We start from the raw sequence: 21,403 nt of genomic DNA on the forward strand, positions 1-21,403 counted from the left end.
CTAGCCGCATTCACAGCAGTGGCCGGATCAGCCCTGCGTGGCGAGCATGAACAGGCGGGTCGAGCGTGCACCGGAGCGGCAGAACGCCAGCACCGGCTGCGGCAGTTCCTGCAGCAGCTGCGCCATGCGCGCGATCTCGTCGGGCGACTGGTAGCCGCCGCTGACCGGCAGGTAGCGGTACTCGAGCCCGGCCGCCTTCGCGGCGGCCTCGACGCTGGCGTTGGTCGGCTGGTGCGGCCCCTCTTCGTAGTCGGGCCGGTTGTTGATGACGCTCTTGAAGCCGAGTTGCGCCAGGTCGGCCATCGCCTCGGGCGTCAGCTGCGGCGCGACGCAGAAGGCGGGCGCCACCTGGCGGATCAGGTCGGAGGTTTTCAGCATGGTGGGCCGTGAGCTTACTTGTTGAGCGCGGACTTCACGGCCGCGGAAACCACGCCCATGTCCGCCGTGCCGGCGAAGCGGGCCTTCGCGGCGCCCATCACCTTGCCCATGTCGCCGGGCCCGGCGGCGCCCAGCTCGGCCACCAGCGCATTCACCGCAGCCTGCACTTGCTCGGCCGACAGGCGCGCGGGCAGGTACTTCTCGAGCACCGCGAGCTCGGCGCTTTCCTTGGCCACCAGGTCGTCGCGGCCGGCGCTCTGGAACGCGGCGATCGAGTCCTTGCGCTGCTTGATCAGCTTGTCGACGACGCCGACGATCGCGGCGTCGTCCAGCGTGATGCGCTCGTCGACCTCGCGCTGCTTGATCGCGGCCAGCAGCAGGCGGATCGTCAGCAGCCGGTCGGCTTCCTTGGCGCGCATCGCCGTCTTCATGTCTTCGGTGATCTGGTCTTTCAGGGTCATGGTTCAGGGCTCCGGAAATGCAAACGCCCGCTGCGGCGTCCCGCGCGGGCGTCTTCAGACTCGTCTACGGCAGGAAAAGCGCTCGCGCTCTTCGTGACGCTGGTGAAGCTCAGTACAGCTTCTTCGGCAACTGCATGCTGCGCACGCGCTTGTAGTGGCGCTTCACGGCGGCCGCCTTCTTGCGCTTGCGCTCGGCGGTCGGCTTTTCGTAGAACTCGCGTGCGCGCAGTTCGGTCAGCAGCCCCAGCTTCTCGATCGTGCGCTTGAAGCGGCGCAGGGCGACGTCGAACGGCTCGTTTTCCTTGACGCGAATCGTGGTCATTTAGTGCATGGATCCTAAAAAAAGTGCGCTCGGTGTTCCTGTCTCGACCCGGACCTGAATCTCCGCCTTTCGGCTTCGTTCAGCTGTCGTCGGCATTCCGGATTTGCCGGGGGCCGGGGAATCGACACGCGGTTTGCTAGCAAAGACGGCGATTCTACTGCGAAATTGAGGCGCGTCATCAAGGCCCCCACCGGCGCGCCGCGGGGAGGGGTTCACGGGCGGGATCGACCCGAGTTTTCTCGAGGCAGCGCTCAGGCGGCGCTCAGGCCGTTCGCGCAGGCCACCGCCGACGCCCAGGCCCACTGGAAGTTGTAGCCGCCCAGCCAGCCGGTGACGTCGACCACCTCGCCGATGAAGAACAGGCCCGGCTGGCGCTTGCTGGCCATGGTGCGCGAGTCGAGCTCGCGGGTGTCGATACCGCCCAGCGTGACCTCGGCCTTGCGGTAGCCCTCGGTGCCATTGGGCGTGATCGTCCAGCGCGACAGCGCCTGCGCCAGCCGTTCCAGATCCCGATCGCGCAACTCTGGCATCGGCCGCTCGGCGGGCAGGCCGTGTGTTTCGAGCCACGCGGACGCCAGCCGCTGCGGCAGCCAGGTGGCGAGCTCGTTGCCCAGCTGGCGGCGCGACACGGCCTTGGCCTCGCGCAGTCGCTCCAGCAGGTCCGCCCCGGCGCCGAGATCGATGCGCAGCGCGTCCCCGGGCCGCCAGAAGCTCGAGATCTGCAGCACCGCCGGGCCGCTCAGGCCGCGGTGGGTGAACAGCAGGTCCTCGACGAAGCGGCCGCGCTGCTTGCCTTGCCCGGTCTCGATCGCCACTTCGAGCGACACGCCGGCCAGCGGCACGAAAGGCGCCCAGGACGCCGCATCGAAGGTCAGCGGCACCAGTGCCGGCCGCGTCTCGACCAGCTTGTGGCCGAACTGCTTCGCCAGCCGATAGCCGAAGTCGCTTGCGCCGATCTTCGGGATCGACAGTCCGCCGGTGGCGATCACCAACTGCCGGCTGCGCACGACGCCGCCATCGGTGTCGAGCTCGAAGCCATCGCCGGTCGCGCGCACGGCCTGCACCGCGCAGGGCTGCCGTCGCACCACCTTGCCGGCGTTGCATTCGCTGACGAGCATCTGGATGATCTGCTCGCTCGACTCGTCGCAGAACAGCTGGCCCTTGTGCTTCTCGTGGAAGCCGATGCCGTGGCTTTTCACCAGCGCGATGAAGTCCGCCGGCGTGTAGCGGGCGAGCGCCGAACGGCAGAAGTCGGGGTTGGCGGAGAGAAAGTTCGCCGGGCCCGCGTCGCGGTTCGTGAAGTTGCAGCGGCCGCCCCCCGAAATGCGGACTTTTTCGGCGAACTTCTCGGCATGATCGAGCAACAGCACCCGCAGCCCGCGTTGGCCGGCCACCGCCGCGCAATGCAGGCCGGCTGCGCCGGCGCCGATCACGACCGCATCGAAGCGGTCGGCGCTGCGGTTTCGGCCGGCGGTCGCAGCCGGGCCCTCGCTCACGGCCGTCGCTGCAACGCCAGCACGTACGGATGCAGCGTCGCGGTCATCACGCCGGCTTCGACGGCGGGATCGGTCTCCATGAACTGGCGTGCGGCGGGCTCGCTCTCGGCCTCGAAGACCACCAGTCCGAAGGTGGCGGACAGCGCTTCGTTGGAGCGGCCGGCGAAGATCACGCGGCCGGCGGCGGTGGCGTCCTTCAGGCGCGCGAAGTGGCGGCCGACGGCCTCGTTCTCCCTGGCCGTCCACCTGGTGGCGTCGTGGAACGCGGGGCTGACCTTCAGCACATACACGAACTGCTGCAGCTTGGGTGGTGTCGGCGTGGGCGTCGTCGGCGGTGTCTGGGCGCTCGTCGCGAACGAAACCAGGGCGAGCAGGAACGGGACCAGGACCTTCAACAGCGCGTGCACGGCGGCGACTCCTCGGGGCGAGGGCGCCATCATGCCGCAGCGACGGTGCTAATCGATCGGCTTCAGCCTTTCCAGACGAACGGGAACTTCAGCTGGTGCCAGAAGCCGTTCGGCACGTAGTCGCCGACGACGCCGTACTGCTTCGGCCAGGTGCGCTCGGCCTGCACCGCAGTGCCGAACAGGTGGTCGAGGAAGGCGAAGTGCGCGGCGTAGTTGCGGTCGATCGCCTCGTCGTCCTGCGAGTGGTGCCAGTGGTGGAAGTTGGGCGTGACGATCAGGTAGCGCAGCGGCCCTAAGCGCACGTCGACGTTGGCGTGGTTGAAGACGGCCTGGAAGCCGACGATGACGATGTAGGCGTCGATGACTTCCTTGCTGAAGCCGAGCACGTAGATCGGCGCCAGCACCAGGGTGCGGGTGATCAGCAGCTCGCCGAAGTGCTGGCGCGAGCCGGCTATCCAGTCCATGCTCTTCACGCTGTGGTGAACGGCATGCAGGCGCCACAGCGCGGGCACCTCGTGGTACGCGCGGTGCGTCCAGTACTGCACCAGGTCGGCGACCAGCACGATCAGGAACAGCGCCGGCCAGAACGGCAGGTGGCGGATCCAGCCCTGCACGCCGTCGGTCACCGCCCAGCCGAAGAGCCGGTGCACCATCAGATTGGTCGCCAGCAGCACGAAGCCGACGATCATGTGGTTGACGATGAAGTGGGTGAAGTCGGTCTGCCATTCGGCGCGGAAGACCGGCTGGTCCTTGCGGAGCGCGAACAGCTTCTCGATGCCGATGAAGATCAGCGACGAGCCCAGCAGGTCGAGGATGAACCAGTCGAGGCCGATGTAGGGCGTGTGGTCGGGGAAGTCGCCGACCGGCACGCGGTGGCCGCCGAGCAGCAGCGTCAACATGATCAGCGCCAGGGCCGACGCCGACAGCCAGCGCACGCGGCCGAAGACGATGTTGACGGTGGCCAGCCCGCCGGCGATCACCATCGCCGCCATCAGCAGGCGGCGCATCCATTCGACGTCGTAGCTCTTGCGCAGCTCGGGCGTCGTCAGGTACTGCGGGAAGTGGAAGGCCAGCACGCCGAGGAAGCACAGCACGGCCAGCATCAGCGCGATCACGCCGGTGGTGAGGCCGCGCCCCGCACGGATCTCGCCGTGCGATTCGCTCAGGCGGTTCAGCTTGTCGAACGTTTCCATGGACGCGGTCCGGGCCATCGAGGTGGCCGGCATTCTTCCGCCGCCGCCACTCAGCGGCGTTTCGGATCGCGTCGCGTGTGTTTCAGGCGGCGCGGGCCTGGCGGACGGTTTGTTGCAGCGGCGTTTCAAGGCCGGCGGGCTGGCCGGCCAGGGCCAGCGCACCCTGCAGCACGTCGCCGACGATGATGATCGCCGGGCTGCCGAGCTGTTCGCGCGTTATGGTCTCGGCCAGGTCGCCGAGCACGGTGACGACCTGGCGTTGCTGCGGCAGGCTGGCGTGCTGCACGACCGCGGCCGGTGTGCCGGCCGGCAGCCCCTGCAGCAGCCCGGCCTGCAGTTGCGGCCATTCGGCGACGCCCATGTAGATCACCAGCGTCAGGCCTTGCGCGGCCGCCGCGGCCAGGGTCGGCCAATGCAGCGGGGCACCGCCGGGCTTCGCGTGGCCGGTGACCAGCATCACGCCGTGCGCGTGGGCGCGGTGCGTCAGCGGCACGCCCAGGCCGGCGCTGGCGGCCACCGCGGCGGTGATGCCGCTGCCGATCTCCACCGTGATGCCGTGGGCGCGCAGCGCCTCGGCTTCTTCGCCGCCACGGCCGAAGACGAACGGATCGCCACCCTTGAAGCGCACGACGCGCTCGCCGGCCAGCGCCTCGCTGACCATCAGCTTCGTGATGAAGGCCTGCGGCGTCGAGCGGCAGCCGCCGCGCTTGCCGACGTGCACGATGCGCGGCCGGCGCTTCGCGCCCTTCAGCGCGCGTTCGAGCACCGCGTCGGACACCAGGTCGTCGACCAGCAGCACCGTCGCGCGGCGCACCAGGCGGATCGCACGCAGCGTCAGCAGCTCGGGATCGCCGGGGCCGGCGCCGACGAGGGCGCACCAGGGGGACTGCGCCGGCGAGCCAGCGGGCGAACGGACCGGAGGGCGGGTGGCGGGACCAGCAGACTTCACGCGCGGCGTTCCTTCGCAGGAGCAGATTGCAGACGCGCAATGCCCTGCAAGAGCAGTGCCACCTGGCGCTCCAGCGGCGCGGGGGTCGGCTTCTCGCCCGACAGCACGGCCTGGATGTAGACCGCGACAGTGGCCGCGTCGATCGCGCGCGGCAGCAGCGGCAGCTCGGCGAGCGTGCCTTCCTGCGCCGGGCAGCCGAGCTCGGCCGCGGAGGCGCCGCCGAGCCAGGTCTCGATCTTCGGGCAGCGCCGCGGGTCGGCCACCGCTTCGCCCTCGGTGCCGCGCAGCAGCATCAGGTCGGCCGCGGTGCGGCGGGCGAACTCGCCCATCAATGCACCAAATTCGGGATGCGTGTGGCTGGCCAGGCGCAGTGCCGGTGCACCGGCGATGGGCTGCATCAGCTTCGCGATCGTGTGGCCGGCGTTGCGCAGGCCAACCACCCAACGCACGTCGAGCAGGCGCTGCAGCGGTGGGCAGAGGGTCTCCGTGAGCACGAAAGCGGGCTCGTGGCGCCGCCAGCACTCGTGCACCGCGGCGGCCGATTCCAGCGGGGGCATGCCCAGCGCCGCGAAGACTTCGCACGAGGTCACGCGCGCCTTGTCGTGCCGCTGCCCATGCACCAGCACGCGCACACCCTCCTGCGCCAGGCACATCGCCAGCAGCGGCGTCAGGTTGGGCAGCTTGCGCGCGCCGTTGTAGCTGGGGATCACCACCACGGGCCGGTCGCTGTCGATCATCAGCGTGCGCGCCTGCATCGCGTCGGCGAAGCCGATCAGCTCGTCGACGGTCTCGCCCTTCACCCGCATCGCCAGCGCGAAGGCGCCGATCTCCAGGTCGGTGACCTGGCCGTCGAGCACCTGGGCCATCAGGTCCTGGGATTGCGTGCGGTCCAGCGAGCGCGCACCGGCGGCGCCGCGGCCGATCTCCTTGATGTACTGGCTGATGCTCAATGGACCCCCTTCGTGCGCCGCCGGGCCTGTCTCGTGGCAGGCCCCTTCTTGATCTCAGCGGCTTCAGCGGCTCAAGCTTAGTGACGCAGCGGCGCCACGCCAACCTGCGGCATGTTGGCCAGGCCGATGTCGCGTGCATGCTCCTCGAAGGCCTTGTTCTTCCAGAAGAAGGCGCCGGGCATCGTCGTCGGGATCACCAGCACGTAGAAGAGCGCGCGGCTGACGAGGCTGGTGAAGACCGTGACCACGCCGACCAGCGCCCAGCCGGCCAGCGTGTAGGCGCTGGCGCCTTCGGCGGCCAGCACGGTCAGCAGCGTGGCGGCCAGCAGCAGGTTCACGCCGAGCAGCGCGTTGCGCAGGTGGTAGGTCTTGCCGAAGGTCGTCGACTGGATGTAGTACGCGGCGCCCCCTTCGTGCTCGGCCGTGCCCATCGCCTTGGCATGCGCGACATGGCCGATCGATTCGATGGCCAGGCCCAGGGTCAGCAGGCTGCCGAAGACCAGCGCGGCGATGTCGCGCGGCTGGTCCAGCGCGGCCAGCGTCGACAGCACCACGGCCCCGGCGAGCAGCGAACCCAGCGACAGCACGCTGCCGCCGAAGGCGGTGGCGGTCTGCCAGTGGTTCCAGAACGGCCGCGCCTTGATGCGGTAGCACTTGACCATGTAGTAGAGGCCGCCCGTGGCGCCGGCCAGCGCCAGCCCGCCCGAGACGGTCGACGCGGCTCGCACGGCGGGCCACTGCGCGGCGGCCGAGACGTCGACCCCGATCACTGCCTGCAGCAGCGCCTGGAACCAGGCATTGCCCGGCAGGCTGGCCAGCGTGTGCAGCCCGAGGCCGCCGACGAAGACCGCGATCCCCAGGCCTTCGCGCGAGACCGGCGAATGACGCAGGTTGTTGAAGCCGCGGTAGAAGCGCTTGGGCTTGCCCAGGTGCATCGTCGACATGAAGAGGCCGAAGGCGACCAGCAGGAACTCGACGATCACCAGCGGCGCGTACAGCGCCGACTGCGCGAAGGCCGAGAAGCCCGGCACGCCCGCGAGCGCACCGACGAACTGCAGCGCGAAGGCCCCGGCGGCGGCCTGCGCCGCCAGCGTGAACAGCACCAGCGGATTCTCGCGCGAGGACAGCCGCGTGAAGTTCCAGTGCGGTTCCTGGCCGCGCTTCTGGTCGATCGCGGTGCGGTAGCGGCCGTCTTCGTCGCGGTGGTACTTCACCGGCATCGAGTCGGTGCGCTTCATCACGTCCGGCAGCTGCTTGATCTGCTGGAAGCGGATGTTCGGGTGCGTGATCTCCGGCGACGGGAAGCCGGGGATCTCGACCTTGGCCTGCTCGCGGTTCTCCGGGATGTTCTCGATGACGCCGAAGTCCAGCGCATTGCCGACGCAGGCCGAGACGCAGGCCGGCTTCAGGCCGACTTCGAGGCGGTCCACGCACATGTTGCACTTCGAGACCTGGCCCTTCACCGGGTCGAGCTGCGGCGCGTTGTACGGGCACACCCAGGTGCAGTAGCCGCAGCCGAAGCAGGTCTCGGGGTCCTGCAGCACTGCGCCGTACTCGGTGTGCTTGGTGTAGGCCTTGGTCGGGCAGCCGCGCAGGCACACCGGGTCATCGCAATGGTTGCAGGCCATCGAGATGTTCATGCGCTTGTAGTCGGGGAAGCTGCCGCCTTCCACGTAGCCCACCGAGCGGAACGCCAGGTGCGGCGGGTTCTCGTTCTTCTCGCTGCAGGCCGCTTCGCAGGCATGGCAGCCGATGCAGTTGTCGGCGGTGAAGAAGAAGCCGTGCTGCTTGTTGCGGTTCGGGTTGGTGCCGACGGCCGGGTTCTCGTTGATGAACATCGAGCGGCCTACCGGGAACAGGCCCTCGGTGTGCTCGATCAGGTCGATCTTCTGGCCGTAGCGGTTGGTCGGCTGGTGCGTCTTGTCGCGCAGCTTCGCGTAGGCCTGCTCCTCGGTGCGGATCTCCCAGATCTTTCGGGGCGCGGGCGGCGGCGCGACGGCGGCTTGCGCATTCGCGAGCAACCGGTCCAGGTCCATCGTCGTCGGCTTCATCGGCTGGGGCTCCTCATCAGAACGCGCGGCGCTCGGCGTTCAGCCGTGCGGCCAGCGCCTGGTCGATCTTCTCGATGCGCACTGCGTTCTGCTTGAACGCCGGCTGGCGCGAATGCGGATCGAGCAGGCCCAGCGTCAGGCGGTTGACGCAGTCGTGGAAATGGAAGGGGATGAACACCATGTCGCGGCCGACACGGTGCGTGAGCTGCGCCATCACCACCGCATCGCCGCGGCGGCTGACGAGCCGCACGTAGCTCTGGTGCTCGATGCCGAGCTCGCGCGCGGCATCGGGGTTCAGCTCCATGTAGGGCGTCGGGCTGAACTTGTTGAGGTTGCCGATCTTGCCGGTGCGGGTGCGGGTGTGGAAATGCTCGACGACGCGTCCCGAGTTGAGCCAGAACGGGTATTCGTCGTCCGGGCACTCGTTGTTGTTGACGAAGCGCACCGGGATCAGGTTCGCGCGGCCATCGGGGGTCTGGAACACGCCGTCGGTGTACAGGCGCGAGTGGCCCAGGAAGTCCATGCGCTGCTTCATGTCGACCTCGTGCGCCGGCCCGAAGCGGGCTTCGTCGGCCGCGGCCTGCTCGGCGCTGTACGGCCACTGGATGCCGCGCGCGGCCTCGATGCGGTCGTAGCTCATGCCCGAGATGTCCAGCGTGCGGCCGGCGCCGACCGACAGCTGCTTCATCTCCTCGAAGGCACCTTCGGGCGTCGGCGGGAAGTGGATCGCATTGCGGTCCTGGAAGCGCTCGGCCATGCGGTTGAAGATCCAGAAGTCGGGCTTCGAATCGGCGAAGGCCGGCAGCACGTTGCGCGTCAGGTTGACGCGGCGCTCGGTATTGGTATGGCAGCCTTCCTTCTCGGCCCACACCGCGGCCGGCAGGTAGACATGGGAATACTGGTTCGTCTCGACGTCCTCGTAGACGTCCTGCACCACCAGGAACTCGAGGTTCTCCATGGCCTTGCGGATGCGCGGCTGGTTGGGCATCGAGGTCATCGGGTTCGTCGCGATCAACCACAGGCCCTTGATCTCGCCGGCCTCGATGGCCGGGAAGATGTCGGTCTGCGTCAGCCCGCGCTTCGGGGGGAAGAAGCTCTCGTCGATGTTCCAGAAGTCGGCGACCGCCTTGCGGTCCTTCTCCTTCTCGAGCGCGCGGTAGCCCGGCAGGCCCGAGCACGACGACCATTCGCGCGTGCCCATCGCGTTGCACTGGCCGGTGATCGACAGGCTGGTGCCGCCCGGCTTGCCGATGTTGCCGGTGACGAGGTTGAGGTTGTTGATGTTGACCACGCCGTCCGAGCCGTGCGTGGACTGGTTGATGCCCATGGTCCAGATGCTCATCGCCGCCGGCGCCTTCGCGTACAGGCGCGCGACCTGGCGGATGCGGTCCTCGTCGATGCCGCAGACATGCTGCGCGGTCTTCGGGTCGTAGTGCTCCAGCACCAGCGTGCGCAGCTCGTCGAGGCCCTTGGTGTGCTTCGCGAGGTACTCCGTGTCCTCGAGGCCTTCCTTGAAGATCACGTGCAGCATCGCGTTGATCAGCACCGTGTCGGTGCCGGGCGTGATCGGCAGATGGATGTCGGCGAACTGCGCCAGCATCGTCACCCGCGGATCGACGACGATCAGCGGGAACTTGCGCTTCTCCAGCGCTTCCTTCAGGCGCCAGTAGATGATCGGGTGCTGCTCCGGCAGGTTCGAGCCGAAGGCCATCAGGCAGTGCGTGTGCTCGAAGTCGCCGTAGCAGCCGGGCGGGCCGTCGGCGCCGAACGAACGCTTGTAGCCCGACACCGCCGAGGCCATGCACAGCGTGGTATTGCCGTCGTAGTTGTTGGTGCCGATCTGGCCGCGCACCAGCTTGCCGAGCGTGTAGAACTCCTCCGTCAGCAGCTGGCCGGTCGAGACGATCGCGAACGCATCGCGGCCGTACTTCGCCTGGATCTCCTTGATCTTCGCGGCGGTCTTGTCGAGCGCGGCATCCCAGTTCGCCGGCTGGAAGGGCAGGTGCGCCTTGTCGCGCATCAGCGGCATGCGGCCACGGCCGGGCGACTCGAAGAGCTCATGCTCCAGCAGGCCCTTGATGCACAGCTTGCCGCGGTTGACGTCGGCGCCGGCATGGCCGCGGCTGGTGACGATGCGGCCCTTGTCGTTCAGGCCGATCTCGATCGCGCAGCCGGTGGAGCAGTAGTTGCAGGTCGTGTACTTCCATTCGGCCACGTCCTTGACCGGAATGGTGATCGGTTTGCGGTGCTTGCGGCCGAAGAGCATGGCGGTGCGGGTTCGGTTCGGGCGAGGGCGGGTCGTCAGGCAACGACCGCGACGAAGGGCTCCAGCGCGCGGCTGTTGAGCTCTTCGAGGTCGAGGTGCACGACGCCCTGTTCGTCGACCTTCACGGCGAAGGGCGTGGTGCAGCCGACGTCGGGCGCCTTCGCGCAGCCGTCGGCCAGGCCGATGGTCCAGTTGTGCAGCGGGCAGGCGACGCTGTCGCCCATCACGATGCCCTGGCTCAGCGGGCCGCCCTTGTGCGGGCAGCGGTCGAGCAGCGCGAAGACGTGGTCCTCGGCATTGCGGAAGATCGCGACGGCGCAGGCGTTCTCACGCGCGACGCGGCGCGCACCGAGCACCGGGATGTCGTCGATGCGGCAGATGGATTTCCACTGATTCATGATGCGTAGTGCCCTTGCTTGGAGAACAGGCCGGTGACGCCATCCATCACCTGCAGGATGCGTTCGCTGGTGGTGAAGACATTGGCCATCAGCCGCGTGTCCGACTGGCCCGGCCGCAGGTTGCGCAGCGCGGTGTCGAAGAAGACGAACTGCTGGTCGGCCTGCACCAGCTGTTCGCGGATCGGCGCGGTGGCTTCGGCGGCCGACGCGAGCAGCCGGTGTGCATCGACGAACTCGTTGCGCGCCTTCGCGAGCTCCTTCGTCGACTCGGCGGCGTCGACACCCCAGCTGGCGCCGAGGTAGAAGGCCGCCATGCGCTGGCTCAGCATGCGTTGGCGCCCGGCGATGTTGACGAGTCGCCCCAGCGGCTTGCCCGAGTGCTGCTCGAGCAGCGCGGTGCCCTGGTGCGCGAGCTTCAGCACGCCGCCGGCGGCGCCGAAGACTTCGGGCGCCCGTTCACGCGCCGGCTTGGCGCCGACCAGCGCCGTCTTGTAGCCGCCCCACGCGGCTTCGAGCTCGGCATAGCAGCGCTTGATCTCGGCCGTCGGCGCAAACGCCTTCAGCTCGACCAGCTGGCGGTCGAACAGCGCCATCGACGTGGCGAGCACCTCGCCCGCGAGGTCCGTCACCACGCCCTGGCCGAGCGACGCATAGGCCTTGGCCATGCGCTGGCTCAGCATGCGCTGGCGGCCGGCCTTGTTGATCGCGTCGTTCAGGTCGAGAACCTGCGCGCGTGCGATCAGCGGCAGCGTCAGCGCGCTGCCGGCGAGGAGGAGCGCATCGCGTCGATTCATGTGCGGCCTCAGACGCTGCCGACCGGCTCGAACTGGCGCACGTCGACCTTGGCCTTGTCGAACTCGAACCACGGATCGGGCTCGCCCTCGAGCGAGAACTTCAGCCGCTCCCACAGCGCCTTGCGGTTCGCCGCGTCGTCGAGGATGCGGGCCTTCACGGTGTCGAGGCCGACGCGGCTGATCCAGTGGCAGGTGCGCTCGAGGTACCAGCCTTCCTCGCGGTACAGCTGCAGGAAGGCGCCCGAGTACTCCAGCACTTCTTCCGCGGTCTTCACCTTGACGAAGAACTCGGCCACCTCGGTCTTGATGCCGCCGTTGCCGGCGACGTAGATCTCCCAGCCCGAGTCGACGCCGATCACGCCGACGTCCTTGATGCCGGCCTCCGCGCAGTTGCGCGGGCAGCCGGACACCGCCAGCTTGACCTTGTGCGGCGCGTACATGCGCCACAGCGCCCGCTCCAGGTCCTTGCCCATCTGGGTGGAATCCTGCGTGCCGAAGCGGCACCACTCGCTGCCGACGCAGGTCTTCACCGTGCGCAGCGCCTTCGCATAGGCATGGCCCGAGGGCATGCCGATGTCCTTCCAGACGTTGACCAGGTCTTCCTTCTTCACGCCCAGCAGGTCGATGCGCTGGCCGCCGGTGACCTTGACGGTGGGGATCTTGTACTTGTCGACGACGTCGGCGATGCGGCGCAGCTCGTCGGCGGTGGTCTCGCCGCCCCACATGCGCGGGATCACGCTGTAGGTGCCGTCCTTCTGGATGTTGGCGTGCGAGCGTTCGTTGATGAAGCGCGATTGCGGATCGTCCTGAGCCTCCTTCGGCCAGGTGCTGATCAGGTAGTAGTTGATCGCCGGCCGGCACGAGGAGCAGCCGTTCGGCGTGCGCCAGCCCAGCGTCCTGAAGACCGCCTGCGTCGTCAGCAGCTTCGAGCCGTCAGGCAGCGGCTTGCGGATCGCCTCGCGCGCTTCGGCATGGCTGACCTCGGTGCAGCCGCACATCGGCTTCTTCTTCGGCGCGGCCGAGTAGTCGCCGCCGGCGGTGAACATCAGCAGCTGCTCGACCAGGCCGGTGCACGAGCCGCAGGACGCGCTGGCCTTGGTCTGCTTGCGCACCTCGTCGAGCGTGAACAGGCCCTTGTCCTTGATGGCCTTGCAGATCGTGCCCTTGTTGACGCCGTTGCAGCCGCAGACCTCGTCGGAGTCGGCCATCGCCGCGGCCTTGTTGTGGCCCTCGTGGCCGACATCGCCGATGTTCGATTCGCCGAACAGCAGCTTGTCGCGGATGTCGCCGATCTTGCGGCCTTCGCGTAGCAGCTTGAAGTACCAGCTGCCGTCGACGGTGTCGCCGTACAGGCAGGCGCCGACCAGCTTGTCGTCCTTGATCACCAGCTTCTTGTAGACACCGCCCTTGGGATCGCTCATCACGATCTCCTCGGTGTTGTCGCCGCCCATGAAGTCGCCGGCGGAGAACAGGTCGATGCCGGTGACCTTGAGCTTGGTCGAGGTCTGGCTGCCGGTGTAGCGGCCGATGCCGAACTCGGCCAGGTGCGTCGCGCAGACCTTGCCCTGCTCGAACAGCGGCGCCACCAGGCCGTAGGCGATGCCGCGGTGTGCCGCGCATTCGCCGACCGCGTAGATGCGCGGGTCGGTGGTGGTCTGCAGCGTGTCGTTGACGACGATGCCGCGGTGGCAGTGCAGGCCCATCGACTCCGCGAGCTCGGTGTTCGGGCGGATGCCGGCGGCCATCACGACGAGGTCGGCCGGAATCTCCTGACCGTCCTTGAACTGCACCGCCATCACCCGGCCGGACTTGTCGCCGACCAGCGCCTGGGTCTGCGCGCCGATCAGGAACTTCAGCCCGCGCGCCTCGAGCGAACGCTGCAGCAGCTGGCCCGAGGTGTTGTCGAGCTGGCGCTCCATCAGCCACGGCATGATGTGCACCACGCTGACCTGCATGCCGCGCAGCATCAGCCCGTTGGCCGCTTCCAGGCCCAGCAGGCCGCCGCCGATGACCACCGCGTGCTGGTACTTCTGCGCCGCCTCGATCATCGTGTTGGTGTCGGCGATGTCGCGGTAGGCAATCACGCCGTCGAGGTCCTTGCCCGGCACCGGCAGCATGAAGGGGTTCGAGCCGGTGGCCAGCAGCAGGCGGTCGTACTCGGCGGTCGTGCCGTCCTCGGCGATCACCAGGCGGCGCGTGCGGTCGACCTTCACGACCTTCTTGCCCAGGTGCAGCGTGATGCCGTTGTCCTCGTACCACGACAGCGGGTTGAGGATGATCTCGTCGACCGTCTGTTCGCCGGCGAGTACCGGCGACAGCAGGATGCGGTTGTAGTTCGGATGCGGCTCGGCGCCGAAGACGGTGATGTCGTACAGATCGGGCGCGATCTTCAGCAGCTCTTCGATCGTGCGCACGCCGGCCATGCCGTTGCCGACCATCACGAGCTTCATCTTCTTCATCATCGAATCTCCAGCAGAGACACAGTCAGGAATTAGCAATACGAATGCCAGCAAACGGGCGCAAACGGATCTGCGATGGGCAGAATGCGCGCCCCATGAGCTTTCAAGTCGACGTCGGCCGTTGCAGCGAACGTGGCATTCGCGAGAAGAACGAGGACTTCGCGGCGGCGCTGGCCGCCGACGAAGCGAGCCGCGGCCTGATCTGCGCCATTGCCGACGGCGTGTCGGCGGGCGGCCACGGCCGCGCCGCGGCGCAGACGGCGGTGATCTCGCTGGTCAACGACTTCCATGCGGTGCCGGCGACCTGGGAGACCACCGTCGCGCTCGACCGCCTGATCGGCGCGCACAACGCCTGGCTGGCCGATCACAACCGCCGCCGCAGCGACGATGCGTCGGGCCTGACCACGCTCACCGCGCTGGTGCTGCAGGGCCAGACCTGGACGGTCGCCCATGTCGGCGATACGCGCGCCTGGCTGCTGCGCGACGGCGAGCTGAGCCGCCTGACGCAGGATCATGCGCTCGACCACCCGGACCTGCGCAGCCAGCTGACGCGCGCGCTGGGCCTCGAGGACACCGTGCGCGTCGACTTCCACCAGGGCGCGCTGCAGGTCGGCGACCGGCTGCTGCTGAGCAGCGACGGCGTGCACGGCACGCTGAAGGCGCGCCGTCTCGCGCAACTGCTGGCCGCGGGCCAGGACGCGCAGGCCGTCGCCGAGACCATCGTCACCGCGGCCCTCGAAGCCGGCAGCGCCGACAACGCCACCGCGCTGGTGCTGCAGGTGCAGGGCCTGGCCAGCCAGCGCCTCGACGACGCGTTGCTGCAGGGCCGGCAGTTGCCGGCGGCGCCGCGGCTGAAGGTCGGCGACGTGCTCGACGGCTACACCATCACCGCGCTGGTGGCCGACACCGGCGTGCACCGGCTCTACCAGGCACGTGACGCGGCCACGCGCGAGCTCGTGGCGATCAAGACGCTGCATGAATCGCGCGCCGGCGATGCCGAGGAGCGCGCGATGCTGGCGCACGAGGCCTGGCTCGGCCAGGTGGTCGGCGAGCGCGACGCGCAGGGCTTCGTGCGCGTGCGCACGCCGACTGCGCCGAACACGCCGAGCGCCTTCTACGTCGTCTTCGACTGGCATGCCGGCACCACGCTGGAGCAGTTGCTCGAGCAGCAGCGCCGCTTCGGCATCGACGAGGTGCTGCAGGGCGCGATCGCCGCGGTGCGCGCGCTCGGCCGGCTGCACCGCCAGCGCGTGATCCACCGCGACGTCAAGCCTGGCAACCTGCACCTCGGCGACGACGGGCAATGGCGGCTGCTCGACCTCGGCGCCGCGGTGTCCGGCAACGAACCGGCCGCGGTGCGCAGCCTGCATGCGGGCACGCCCAGCTACATGAACCCCGAGCAGTGGGGCGACGGCGAGTTCGCGAACGCCGATGCGATGAGCGACCTCTACGCGCTGGGCGTCACGCTCTACCGCTGGTTGACCGGCCGCCTGCCCTACGGCGAGATCGAGCCCTACCAGACCGCGCGTTTCCGCCGCGATCCGGTCGCGCCGTCGCGCATCCGACCCGACGTGCCGATCTGGCTCGACCACGTGGTGCTGAAGGCCGTCGCACGCGACCGCCGACAGCGCTTCGAGACCGCCGAGGAGCTGCTGCTGGCGCTCGAGCGCGGCGCCTCGCGCCCGCTCGCTGCGCCCTCCGCGACGCCGCTGGTGCGCCGCGACCCGGCCGCGCTGTGGAAGATCGCGCTGGTGATCTCCGTGGCGTTCAATGCGCTGCTGGTCTTCTGGCTGCTCTTCTTGCCGCGCTGACGGGGGAGGGCATTTCATCGGGCCGCCTTGGCCTCCGCTCGGGTGGTCGAGACCGGCGTGAAGTGGGCGTCGTGCGATTCGGCGTGGCGGGCGCGGCCACCCTTCTCGGCCCAGGTGCGCGTCCAGCGGATCTGCACGATGCGCAGCATCGCGAGCATCACCAGCGCCAGCGCGGTGAAGGCGAGGAAGCCGCCGAGGTAGCTGCCGCTGTACTGCTTGGACAGGCCCATCGCATTGGGCAGGAAGCCACCGCCCAGCGCGCCGACCTCGCCGATCATCGAGCCGGCGACGGCGGTGGTCAGCGGCCAGCGCAGCGGCACCAGCTGGAACAGCGCGCCGTTGCCGGCGCCGAGCGCGGCGAAGCACAGCATGAACAGCAGCGTCGTCACCACCAGCGAGCCGCCGGCGAAGCCGCACAGCGTCAGCGTGGCGGCCACCAGCAGCAGCACGCCGGTCAGCGTGTGGATGCCGCCGATGCGGTCGGAGATGTAGCCGCCCAGCACGCGCACGCCGGAGCCCATCAGCGTCGCCAGCATCGTCAGCTGGCCGGCTTCGACCTTGCTGACCTTGAACTGGTCGTGGAAGTAGGTCGGCAGGAAGCTCGCCAGGCCGATGAAGCCGCCGAAGGTGACGATGTAGATCAGGCTGAACGCCCAGCCGTCCTTCTCGAACAGGCAGCTGATGTGCTGGCGGAAGGTCTGGTGCTCGCGATCGGGCGGCTCCTTGGCGGAGAACCACATCACCAGCATCGGCAGCAGCATCGTCAGCGCGGCCAGGCCGTACACCGACTGCCAGCCGAACTTCATGGCCAGCGGCGGCGCGAACAGCACCGCGAGCACCGTGCCCGAGTTGCCGGCGCCGGCGATGCCCATCGCCAGGCCCTTGTAGCGCGGCGGGTACCAGCCGGAGCCCAGGCTCAGCGCGACGCCGAAGCTGGCGCCCGCGATGCCCAGCAGCACGCCCATCGCCAGCACGCTGTCGTAGCTGTCGACGAAGACATAACCGAAGCCGAGCGCGGCGACGATCAGGCTCATCTCGACCATCGCCGCGTTCTTGCGGCCGATGTACTGCGCCAGCACGCCGAGCGGGAAGCGCATCAGCGCGCCGGCCAGGATCGGCACCGAGATCATGAAGCCCTTCTGCGCCGGCGACAGCGAGAACGCCTCGCTGATGAACGGGCCCATCGCGCCGTTGAGCACCCAGACTGCGAAACAGAAGTCGAAGTACAGGAACGAGGCGAACAGCGTTGGCCAATGGCCGGAGCGCACGAAGGTCTTGAATGCCGACATGGTGGTTCGAGAGGTGAAGGGGCGGCCGGGCGGGATGCCGGTGTCGCCGTGGGCGCGGGTGCAACCTGCGCCGAGGCGGCCTGTGAAGGGCCTTGCAGGGCCCGGACCGTGATCGCGGCATGGCGCAGCGCCATGGTCGGCCGGGCGGCCGACCCGGGTGCATCGTCACACCCGGCGCATGCTGCTACGCAACAAGCGTGCCGCGCATCGCGCCGGCCGGCTCGGCAGCCGGCTGCCCTATGCTGCTGACCAATGAAACCCGATGCCGACGCCGACGACTTCCCCGAGCGCCTGCTGGCCGCCGCCGCCGATGCCGACGCAGCCGACGCCCTGGCGAGGCGTCTGCGCGACGCCGGCTGCACCGTGATCGGCGCGACCGAATGCTGCAATCTGGTGCGTGAAGCGGTGCGGCTTGCACCGCAAGCGGTCGTCATCGAGGTGCCCGCGGTGGATGCCGAGCTGCTGGCGACGCTGGCGCCGCTGCAGTCCGCGCTGCCGCTGCCGGTGCTGCTGCACGGCCCGGGCGACCCGGCCCGGGCCGGCGCGGCGTTCGACGCCGGCGTGTTGCACTGGGTCGGAACGCCTTGCGATCCGGCCGAACTGGCGCGGGCGCTGCCCCTGGCCGGGCGTTGGTTCAGGCGCCTGCAGGCCGTGCAGCGCGAGCTGGGCGATGCCCAGGCGCGGCTCGACGAACGCAAATGGGTCGACCGCGCGAAGGGCGTGCTGATGAGCGCGCAGCAGCTCAGCGAGCCGGATGCCTTCGCGCTGCTGCGCACGGCCTCGATGCAGACCAACCTGCGCGTCGGCGAGGTCTCGCGCGCGGTGATCGAGGCGGCGTCCAGCGCCGAGGCGGTCAACCGCGCCGGGCAGCTGCGCATGCTGTCGCAGCGCATCGTCAAGGCGCTGGCGCTGCTGCGCCTGGGCATCGAGCGCGCGGCGGCCGAGGTGCTGCACCAGGACTCGCTGGCGCGCGCGCAGGCCAGCATCGATCACCTTGCGACGCTGGACCTGCCGGAGGCGCTGCAGCCCTTGCGCGCCGCGGCCGCCGAGGCCTGGCAGCAGCTGCAGCGGGCGGCCGATCCGGTCGCCACGGACCTGCTCGAGGTCGACCGCTGCGCTCAGCGGCTGCTCGAGGACGCGCAGGCGCTGACCGATGCGCTGGAGCACCTGAGCGGCCGCCGCAGCCTGCAGGTCGTGAACCTGAGCGGCCGGCAGCGCATGCTGTCGCAGCGCATCGCCAAGGAGGCCCTGCTGGCCGGCTGCCTGCCGGACGAGGTTGCCCAGGCGGCGGCCGCGGCCGCGCTGGCCTCGGCCACCGAATTCGATGCGGCGCTGCAGCAGCTGGAGCGCTCGCCGCTGTCCGGCGAGGAGATCCGCTCCACGCTGGCGGTCGCCCGCGGCCAATGGCAGCGCCTGCTCGAAGGCATGCGCGGGGCCGGGGCCGGCCAGGGCCGGCCGGCGCGCGACGGCCGCCTCGCGCTGGCGCGCGAGAGCGAGGCGCTGCTGCAGAGCTTCGAGCGCCTGACGACGCTGTACGAGAACAGCATCCAGGTGCTGCTGGGCTGAAGCCGGGCAGCGGGACCTCCCGACGCCTGTCTGCGGGATGTCGCGCAGGTGGCGCTGGGTATCATCGGCAAGCTAGGGAGACACCTCAGGTGCCCGATTGCCCTCCGGGGAAATCGGTCCTCAGAATGGACGGCATCGTTCCCGCCGAACCATCAAGCCAGCCTGTGAATGACATAGCTGCGTTGCCGATCGCCGTGATGAATGCCCTGTCCGAGCTTGCTGCTGGACCCGACCAACCGCCTAGCGGTGTGGCGCTGGATGGCGCCCTGGCCCGCCTGCTCGAAAGCCACGCGGCCCTTCAGGGCTGGTTCGTCAGCGTGAAGGACGCGGCCGACGGCCGCTACCTGCAGGTCAATGCCGCGCTGGCCGAGTTCTTCGGCCGCCCCGCCGACCAGGTCGTCGGGCGCAGCGATGCCGAGCTGCTGGAGCCGGCGCTGGCGACCCTCGTGCGCAGCGCCGACCAGACCGCGCTCGCCTCGGCCACCGGCACGCTGGCCGGCGAGCACCGCTTCGACTGGCGCGGCGAACGCCGCGACTGGTCGGTGCTGCGGCTGGTGGTGCCCTCCGGCGAACGCCGCCTGCTGTGCGCGCTGTGGCAGGACCAGTCGCCGCAGCGCCAGCGCGAGGCGCAGCTGAAGGCCGCGATCGAGCAGCTGGAACAGCAGCAGAAGGCCAACGTCGCGCTGCGCCGCGAGCTCGGCGACCACGGCCTGCGCGACCAGGCCACCGGCCTGTCGACCAGTGCGCATTTCGACGACCAGATGCGCCGCGAGCTCGATCTGTCGAGCCGCGAGCACCGCGAGTTCGCGCTGGTCTACATGGAGCTCGATCCGCCGAGCGACAAGGTGCGCGCCTTCGGCGACCGCGCGCTCGAACGCATCCACGAGGCGATGGGCCGCCTGCTGCGCGGCAATACCCGCGCGATGGACGCCTCCTGCCGCATCGACGAGCGCCGCTTCGCGGTGCTGCTGTCGGGCGTCGGCCTGGCGACGGCGCATTCGCGCATGGAAGGCCTGCGCCGCCAGTGCGCGACGCAGATCGTCGCGCTCGACGGCCAGGAGCTGGGCTTCACCGTGTCGGTGGGCGTTGCCAGTTACCCGCACACCGCGCAGGCGCAGGAAGGCGTGGTCGCTGCCTGCGAAGCGGCGCTGGCGCAGGCGCGTCAGCGCGGCGGCAACGCGGTGGCGCTGGCCAGCATCCGCTTCGGCGACTGAAGCGGCACCGGCGCTCGCGCCGGCTTCAGTCCAGCAGCGCCAGCACGGCCTGCCACTCCTCGGGTGTCACCGGGGTGATCGACAGCCGGTTGCCGGGCTGCAGCACGCGCATCGACTGCAGCTGCGGCAGCGTGCGCATCTCGCGCAGCGGCAGCAGGCGCGTCTTGCGCTGCAGCTTCACGTCGACATGCAGCCAGCGCGGCGCGTCGGGCTTCGATGCCGGGTCGTGGTACTTGCTCGCGGTGTCGAACTGCGTCGGATCGGGGTAGGCGCCGCTGGCGACGGTGGCGAGGCCGGCGATGCCGGGCTCGGCGCAGGACGAGTGGTAGAAGAGCACGCCGTCACCGACCGCCATCGCGTCGCGCATGAAGTTGCGCGCCTGGTAGTTGCGGACGCCGGTCCACGGCACGGTCTGCTTCGGCGCGCGCGCCAGGTCGTCGATCGAGACCTCGTCGGGCTCGCTCTTCATCAGCCAATAGTTGGCCATTCGAGGGCAGGACGAACGGGGAGGAAGGAAACGAGGAAGGAGAAGCGGGGGTGTCCGGCATGCCCCACAAGCCGCATTCCTGAACCCTGGTGTTCCAAGTTCAGGTGGGCGAGGTCAGCGAGGCTTCGGGTTCATCTGACGCGAGACGATCGCACCAGCTTCGCGATGTTCCAAGCCCTTGCTCGATGAGCATCGGTTCAGAGAAATTAAAAACCTGCAGAGCACACCGGACGGGCCCATTCTAAACACGCCGGGGCGGCGTGGGGCACTCAATCCATCACAGCAACAGGCCATCGTCGCCGAGGGCGGCATCGATGCGTCGGATGAGGCTGTCGATGTCTGCATCGGCTGGTGCGAGCGCGTCGCCCGGCTCGCGGCCGTCGCGGCCGTTCAGGGGGACCGCGCGTGCGGCTGGCACCTGCGCCGGCGCCGGCGCGCGCGACTGCTCCGCGCGCTGGTACGCGAGGTTCAGCGCCGCGAGCACCGCCATGCGTTCACGCGCCTTGACCTTGCCCGCGTCGCGGATCGCGCTCATCTCGCGGTCGACGATGTTGATCGCCTCCAGCAGCAGCGCTTCGCCGCCGGGCGGGCAGGCGAGCACGTAGCTCTGGCCGAGGATGGTCGCTTCGATCTGCTTCATGCCTTGTCGCCGCCGATGGTCGCCGGGCCGTCGGCCGGGATGCGCTCGAGCAGCGCGTCGATGCGCGAGCGGGCGGCGGCGAGGCGGGCGCGCAGGCTGTCGCGTTCCTGGCCGACCGCGTGCAGCTGCTGTTCGAGCAGCGCGTTGGTGCGCTTCAGTTCCTCGTGCCGCAGCACCAGCCGTTCGACGCGTTCGGCGAGTTCATCGAGCTTCGACATGGGGCAGCACGCCTTTCGCGGGAGGTCGGCCGGGGGAAGTGTCGGATTGTAGGC

Annotated in this window: 20 protein-coding genes; 3 read left to right on the plus strand and 17 right to left on the minus strand. The window is 69.3% G+C overall.

Going from position 1 to position 21,403, the window contains the following annotated elements; translation table 11 throughout:
- Positions 1 to 27: 27 nt before the first annotated feature.
- The 13 genes from P1K89_RS22485 to nirB form a co-directional block, all read right to left on the minus strand.
- Entirely contained in the window at positions 28 to 378 is a 351-nt protein-coding gene (locus P1K89_RS22485) for a protein tyrosine phosphatase family protein (RefSeq protein ID WP_284618764.1), read from the minus strand.
- Between the two features lie 14 nt (positions 379 to 392).
- Entirely contained in the window at positions 393 to 839 is a 447-nt protein-coding gene (locus tag P1K89_RS22490) for a GatB/YqeY domain-containing protein (RefSeq protein WP_284618765.1), read from the minus strand.
- 109 nt (positions 840 to 948) lie between these two features.
- Positions 949 to 1,161, minus strand: a complete 213-nt coding sequence (rpsU, locus tag P1K89_RS22495; RefSeq protein ID WP_012346814.1) for a 30S ribosomal protein S21 — start codon at positions 1,159 to 1,161, stop codon at positions 949 to 951.
- Between the two features lie 251 nt (positions 1,162 to 1,412).
- Entirely contained in the window at positions 1,413 to 2,657 is a 1,245-nt protein-coding gene (locus P1K89_RS22500) for a BaiN/RdsA family NAD(P)/FAD-dependent oxidoreductase (protein WP_284618766.1), read from the minus strand.
- The gene (locus P1K89_RS22505; protein ID WP_284618767.1) at positions 2,654 to 3,064 is read right to left on the minus strand and encodes a YciI family protein; all 411 of its coding nucleotides are present in this window, start codon (positions 3,062 to 3,064) and stop codon (positions 2,654 to 2,656) included. Before P1K89_RS22505 ends, P1K89_RS22500 begins: the two co-directional genes overlap by 4 nt.
- Before the next feature lie 62 nt (positions 3,065 to 3,126).
- Positions 3,127 to 4,257, minus strand: a complete 1,131-nt coding sequence (locus tag P1K89_RS22510) for a sterol desaturase family protein (RefSeq protein WP_284618768.1) — start codon at positions 4,255 to 4,257, stop codon at positions 3,127 to 3,129.
- A gap of 82 nt (positions 4,258 to 4,339) precedes the next feature.
- Positions 4,340 to 5,206 (minus strand): uroporphyrinogen-III C-methyltransferase, encoded by an 867-nt coding sequence (gene cobA, locus P1K89_RS22515; RefSeq protein ID WP_284618769.1) that lies wholly within the window; start codon positions 5,204 to 5,206, stop codon positions 4,340 to 4,342.
- Positions 5,203 to 6,156, minus strand: a complete 954-nt coding sequence (gene ybiB / locus P1K89_RS22520) for a DNA-binding protein YbiB (RefSeq protein WP_284618770.1) — start codon at positions 6,154 to 6,156, stop codon at positions 5,203 to 5,205. The genes cobA and ybiB overlap by 4 nt, the downstream gene beginning before the upstream one ends.
- A 77-nt stretch (positions 6,157 to 6,233) precedes the next feature.
- Positions 6,234 to 8,207, minus strand: coding sequence for a DmsC/YnfH family molybdoenzyme membrane anchor subunit (locus P1K89_RS22525; protein WP_284618771.1), 1,974 nt, complete (start codon positions 8,205 to 8,207; stop codon positions 6,234 to 6,236).
- A gap of 16 nt (positions 8,208 to 8,223) precedes the next feature.
- Positions 8,224 to 10,473, minus strand: a complete 2,250-nt coding sequence (locus P1K89_RS22530) for a molybdopterin oxidoreductase family protein (RefSeq protein ID WP_284618772.1) — start codon at positions 10,471 to 10,473, stop codon at positions 8,224 to 8,226.
- Between the two features lie 35 nt (positions 10,474 to 10,508).
- Positions 10,509 to 10,871 carry a nitrite reductase small subunit NirD gene (gene nirD, locus P1K89_RS22535; RefSeq protein ID WP_284618773.1) on the minus strand — a complete coding sequence of 121 codons (363 nt, stop codon included), beginning with the start codon at positions 10,869 to 10,871 and terminating at the stop codon, positions 10,509 to 10,511.
- Positions 10,868 to 11,665 carry a type IV pili methyl-accepting chemotaxis transducer N-terminal domain-containing protein gene (locus P1K89_RS22540; RefSeq protein ID WP_284618774.1) on the minus strand — a complete coding sequence of 266 codons (798 nt, stop codon included), beginning with the start codon at positions 11,663 to 11,665 and terminating at the stop codon, positions 10,868 to 10,870. Before P1K89_RS22540 ends, nirD begins: the two co-directional genes overlap by 4 nt.
- 8 nt (positions 11,666 to 11,673) lie before the next feature.
- Positions 11,674 to 14,124, minus strand: a complete 2,451-nt coding sequence (gene nirB, locus P1K89_RS22545) for a nitrite reductase large subunit NirB (RefSeq protein WP_284618775.1) — start codon at positions 14,122 to 14,124, stop codon at positions 11,674 to 11,676.
- Between the two features lie 95 nt (positions 14,125 to 14,219).
- Between nirB and P1K89_RS22550 the strand changes: the two genes are divergently transcribed.
- Positions 14,220 to 15,935, plus strand: a complete 1,716-nt coding sequence (locus P1K89_RS22550; protein ID WP_284618776.1) for a bifunctional protein-serine/threonine kinase/phosphatase — start codon at positions 14,220 to 14,222, stop codon at positions 15,933 to 15,935.
- 14 nt (positions 15,936 to 15,949) lie between these two features.
- Here the strand turns inward: P1K89_RS22550 and P1K89_RS22555 are convergent, their stop codons facing one another.
- Positions 15,950 to 17,224, minus strand: a complete 1,275-nt coding sequence (locus P1K89_RS22555) for an MFS transporter (protein WP_284618777.1) — start codon at positions 17,222 to 17,224, stop codon at positions 15,950 to 15,952.
- Between the two features lie 252 nt (positions 17,225 to 17,476).
- On the opposite strand from P1K89_RS22555, the gene P1K89_RS22560 reads away from it, so the two are divergent.
- Positions 17,477 to 18,790: a type IV pili methyl-accepting chemotaxis transducer N-terminal domain-containing protein gene (locus P1K89_RS22560; RefSeq protein ID WP_284618778.1), complete on the plus strand. Its 1,314-nt coding sequence runs from the start codon at positions 17,477 to 17,479 to the stop codon at positions 18,788 to 18,790.
- Positions 18,791 to 18,987: 197 nt separating this feature from the next.
- Positions 18,988 to 20,004 carry a GGDEF domain-containing protein gene (locus P1K89_RS22565; RefSeq protein WP_284618779.1) on the plus strand — a complete coding sequence of 339 codons (1,017 nt, stop codon included), beginning with the start codon at positions 18,988 to 18,990 and terminating at the stop codon, positions 20,002 to 20,004.
- 25 nt (positions 20,005 to 20,029) lie between these two features.
- Here the strand turns inward: P1K89_RS22565 and P1K89_RS22570 are convergent, their stop codons facing one another.
- The 3 genes from P1K89_RS22570 to P1K89_RS22580 form a co-directional block, all read right to left on the minus strand.
- The gene (locus P1K89_RS22570) at positions 20,030 to 20,491 is read right to left on the minus strand and encodes an EVE domain-containing protein (protein WP_284618780.1); all 462 of its coding nucleotides are present in this window, start codon (positions 20,489 to 20,491) and stop codon (positions 20,030 to 20,032) included.
- A 277-nt stretch (positions 20,492 to 20,768) separates the two neighbouring features.
- Positions 20,769 to 21,131 carry a cell division protein ZapA gene (locus P1K89_RS22575; protein WP_284618781.1) on the minus strand — a complete coding sequence of 121 codons (363 nt, stop codon included), beginning with the start codon at positions 21,129 to 21,131 and terminating at the stop codon, positions 20,769 to 20,771.
- The gene (locus P1K89_RS22580; protein ID WP_284618782.1) at positions 21,128 to 21,349 is read right to left on the minus strand and encodes a coiled-coil domain-containing protein; all 222 of its coding nucleotides are present in this window, start codon (positions 21,347 to 21,349) and stop codon (positions 21,128 to 21,130) included. Before P1K89_RS22580 ends, P1K89_RS22575 begins: the two co-directional genes overlap by 4 nt.
- Between the last annotated feature and the right edge of the window lie 54 nt (positions 21,350 to 21,403).

Source organism: Aquabacterium humicola (genome assembly GCF_030167915.1).
Lineage (GTDB): Bacteria > Pseudomonadota > Gammaproteobacteria > Burkholderiales > Burkholderiaceae_C > Pseudaquabacterium > Pseudaquabacterium humicola.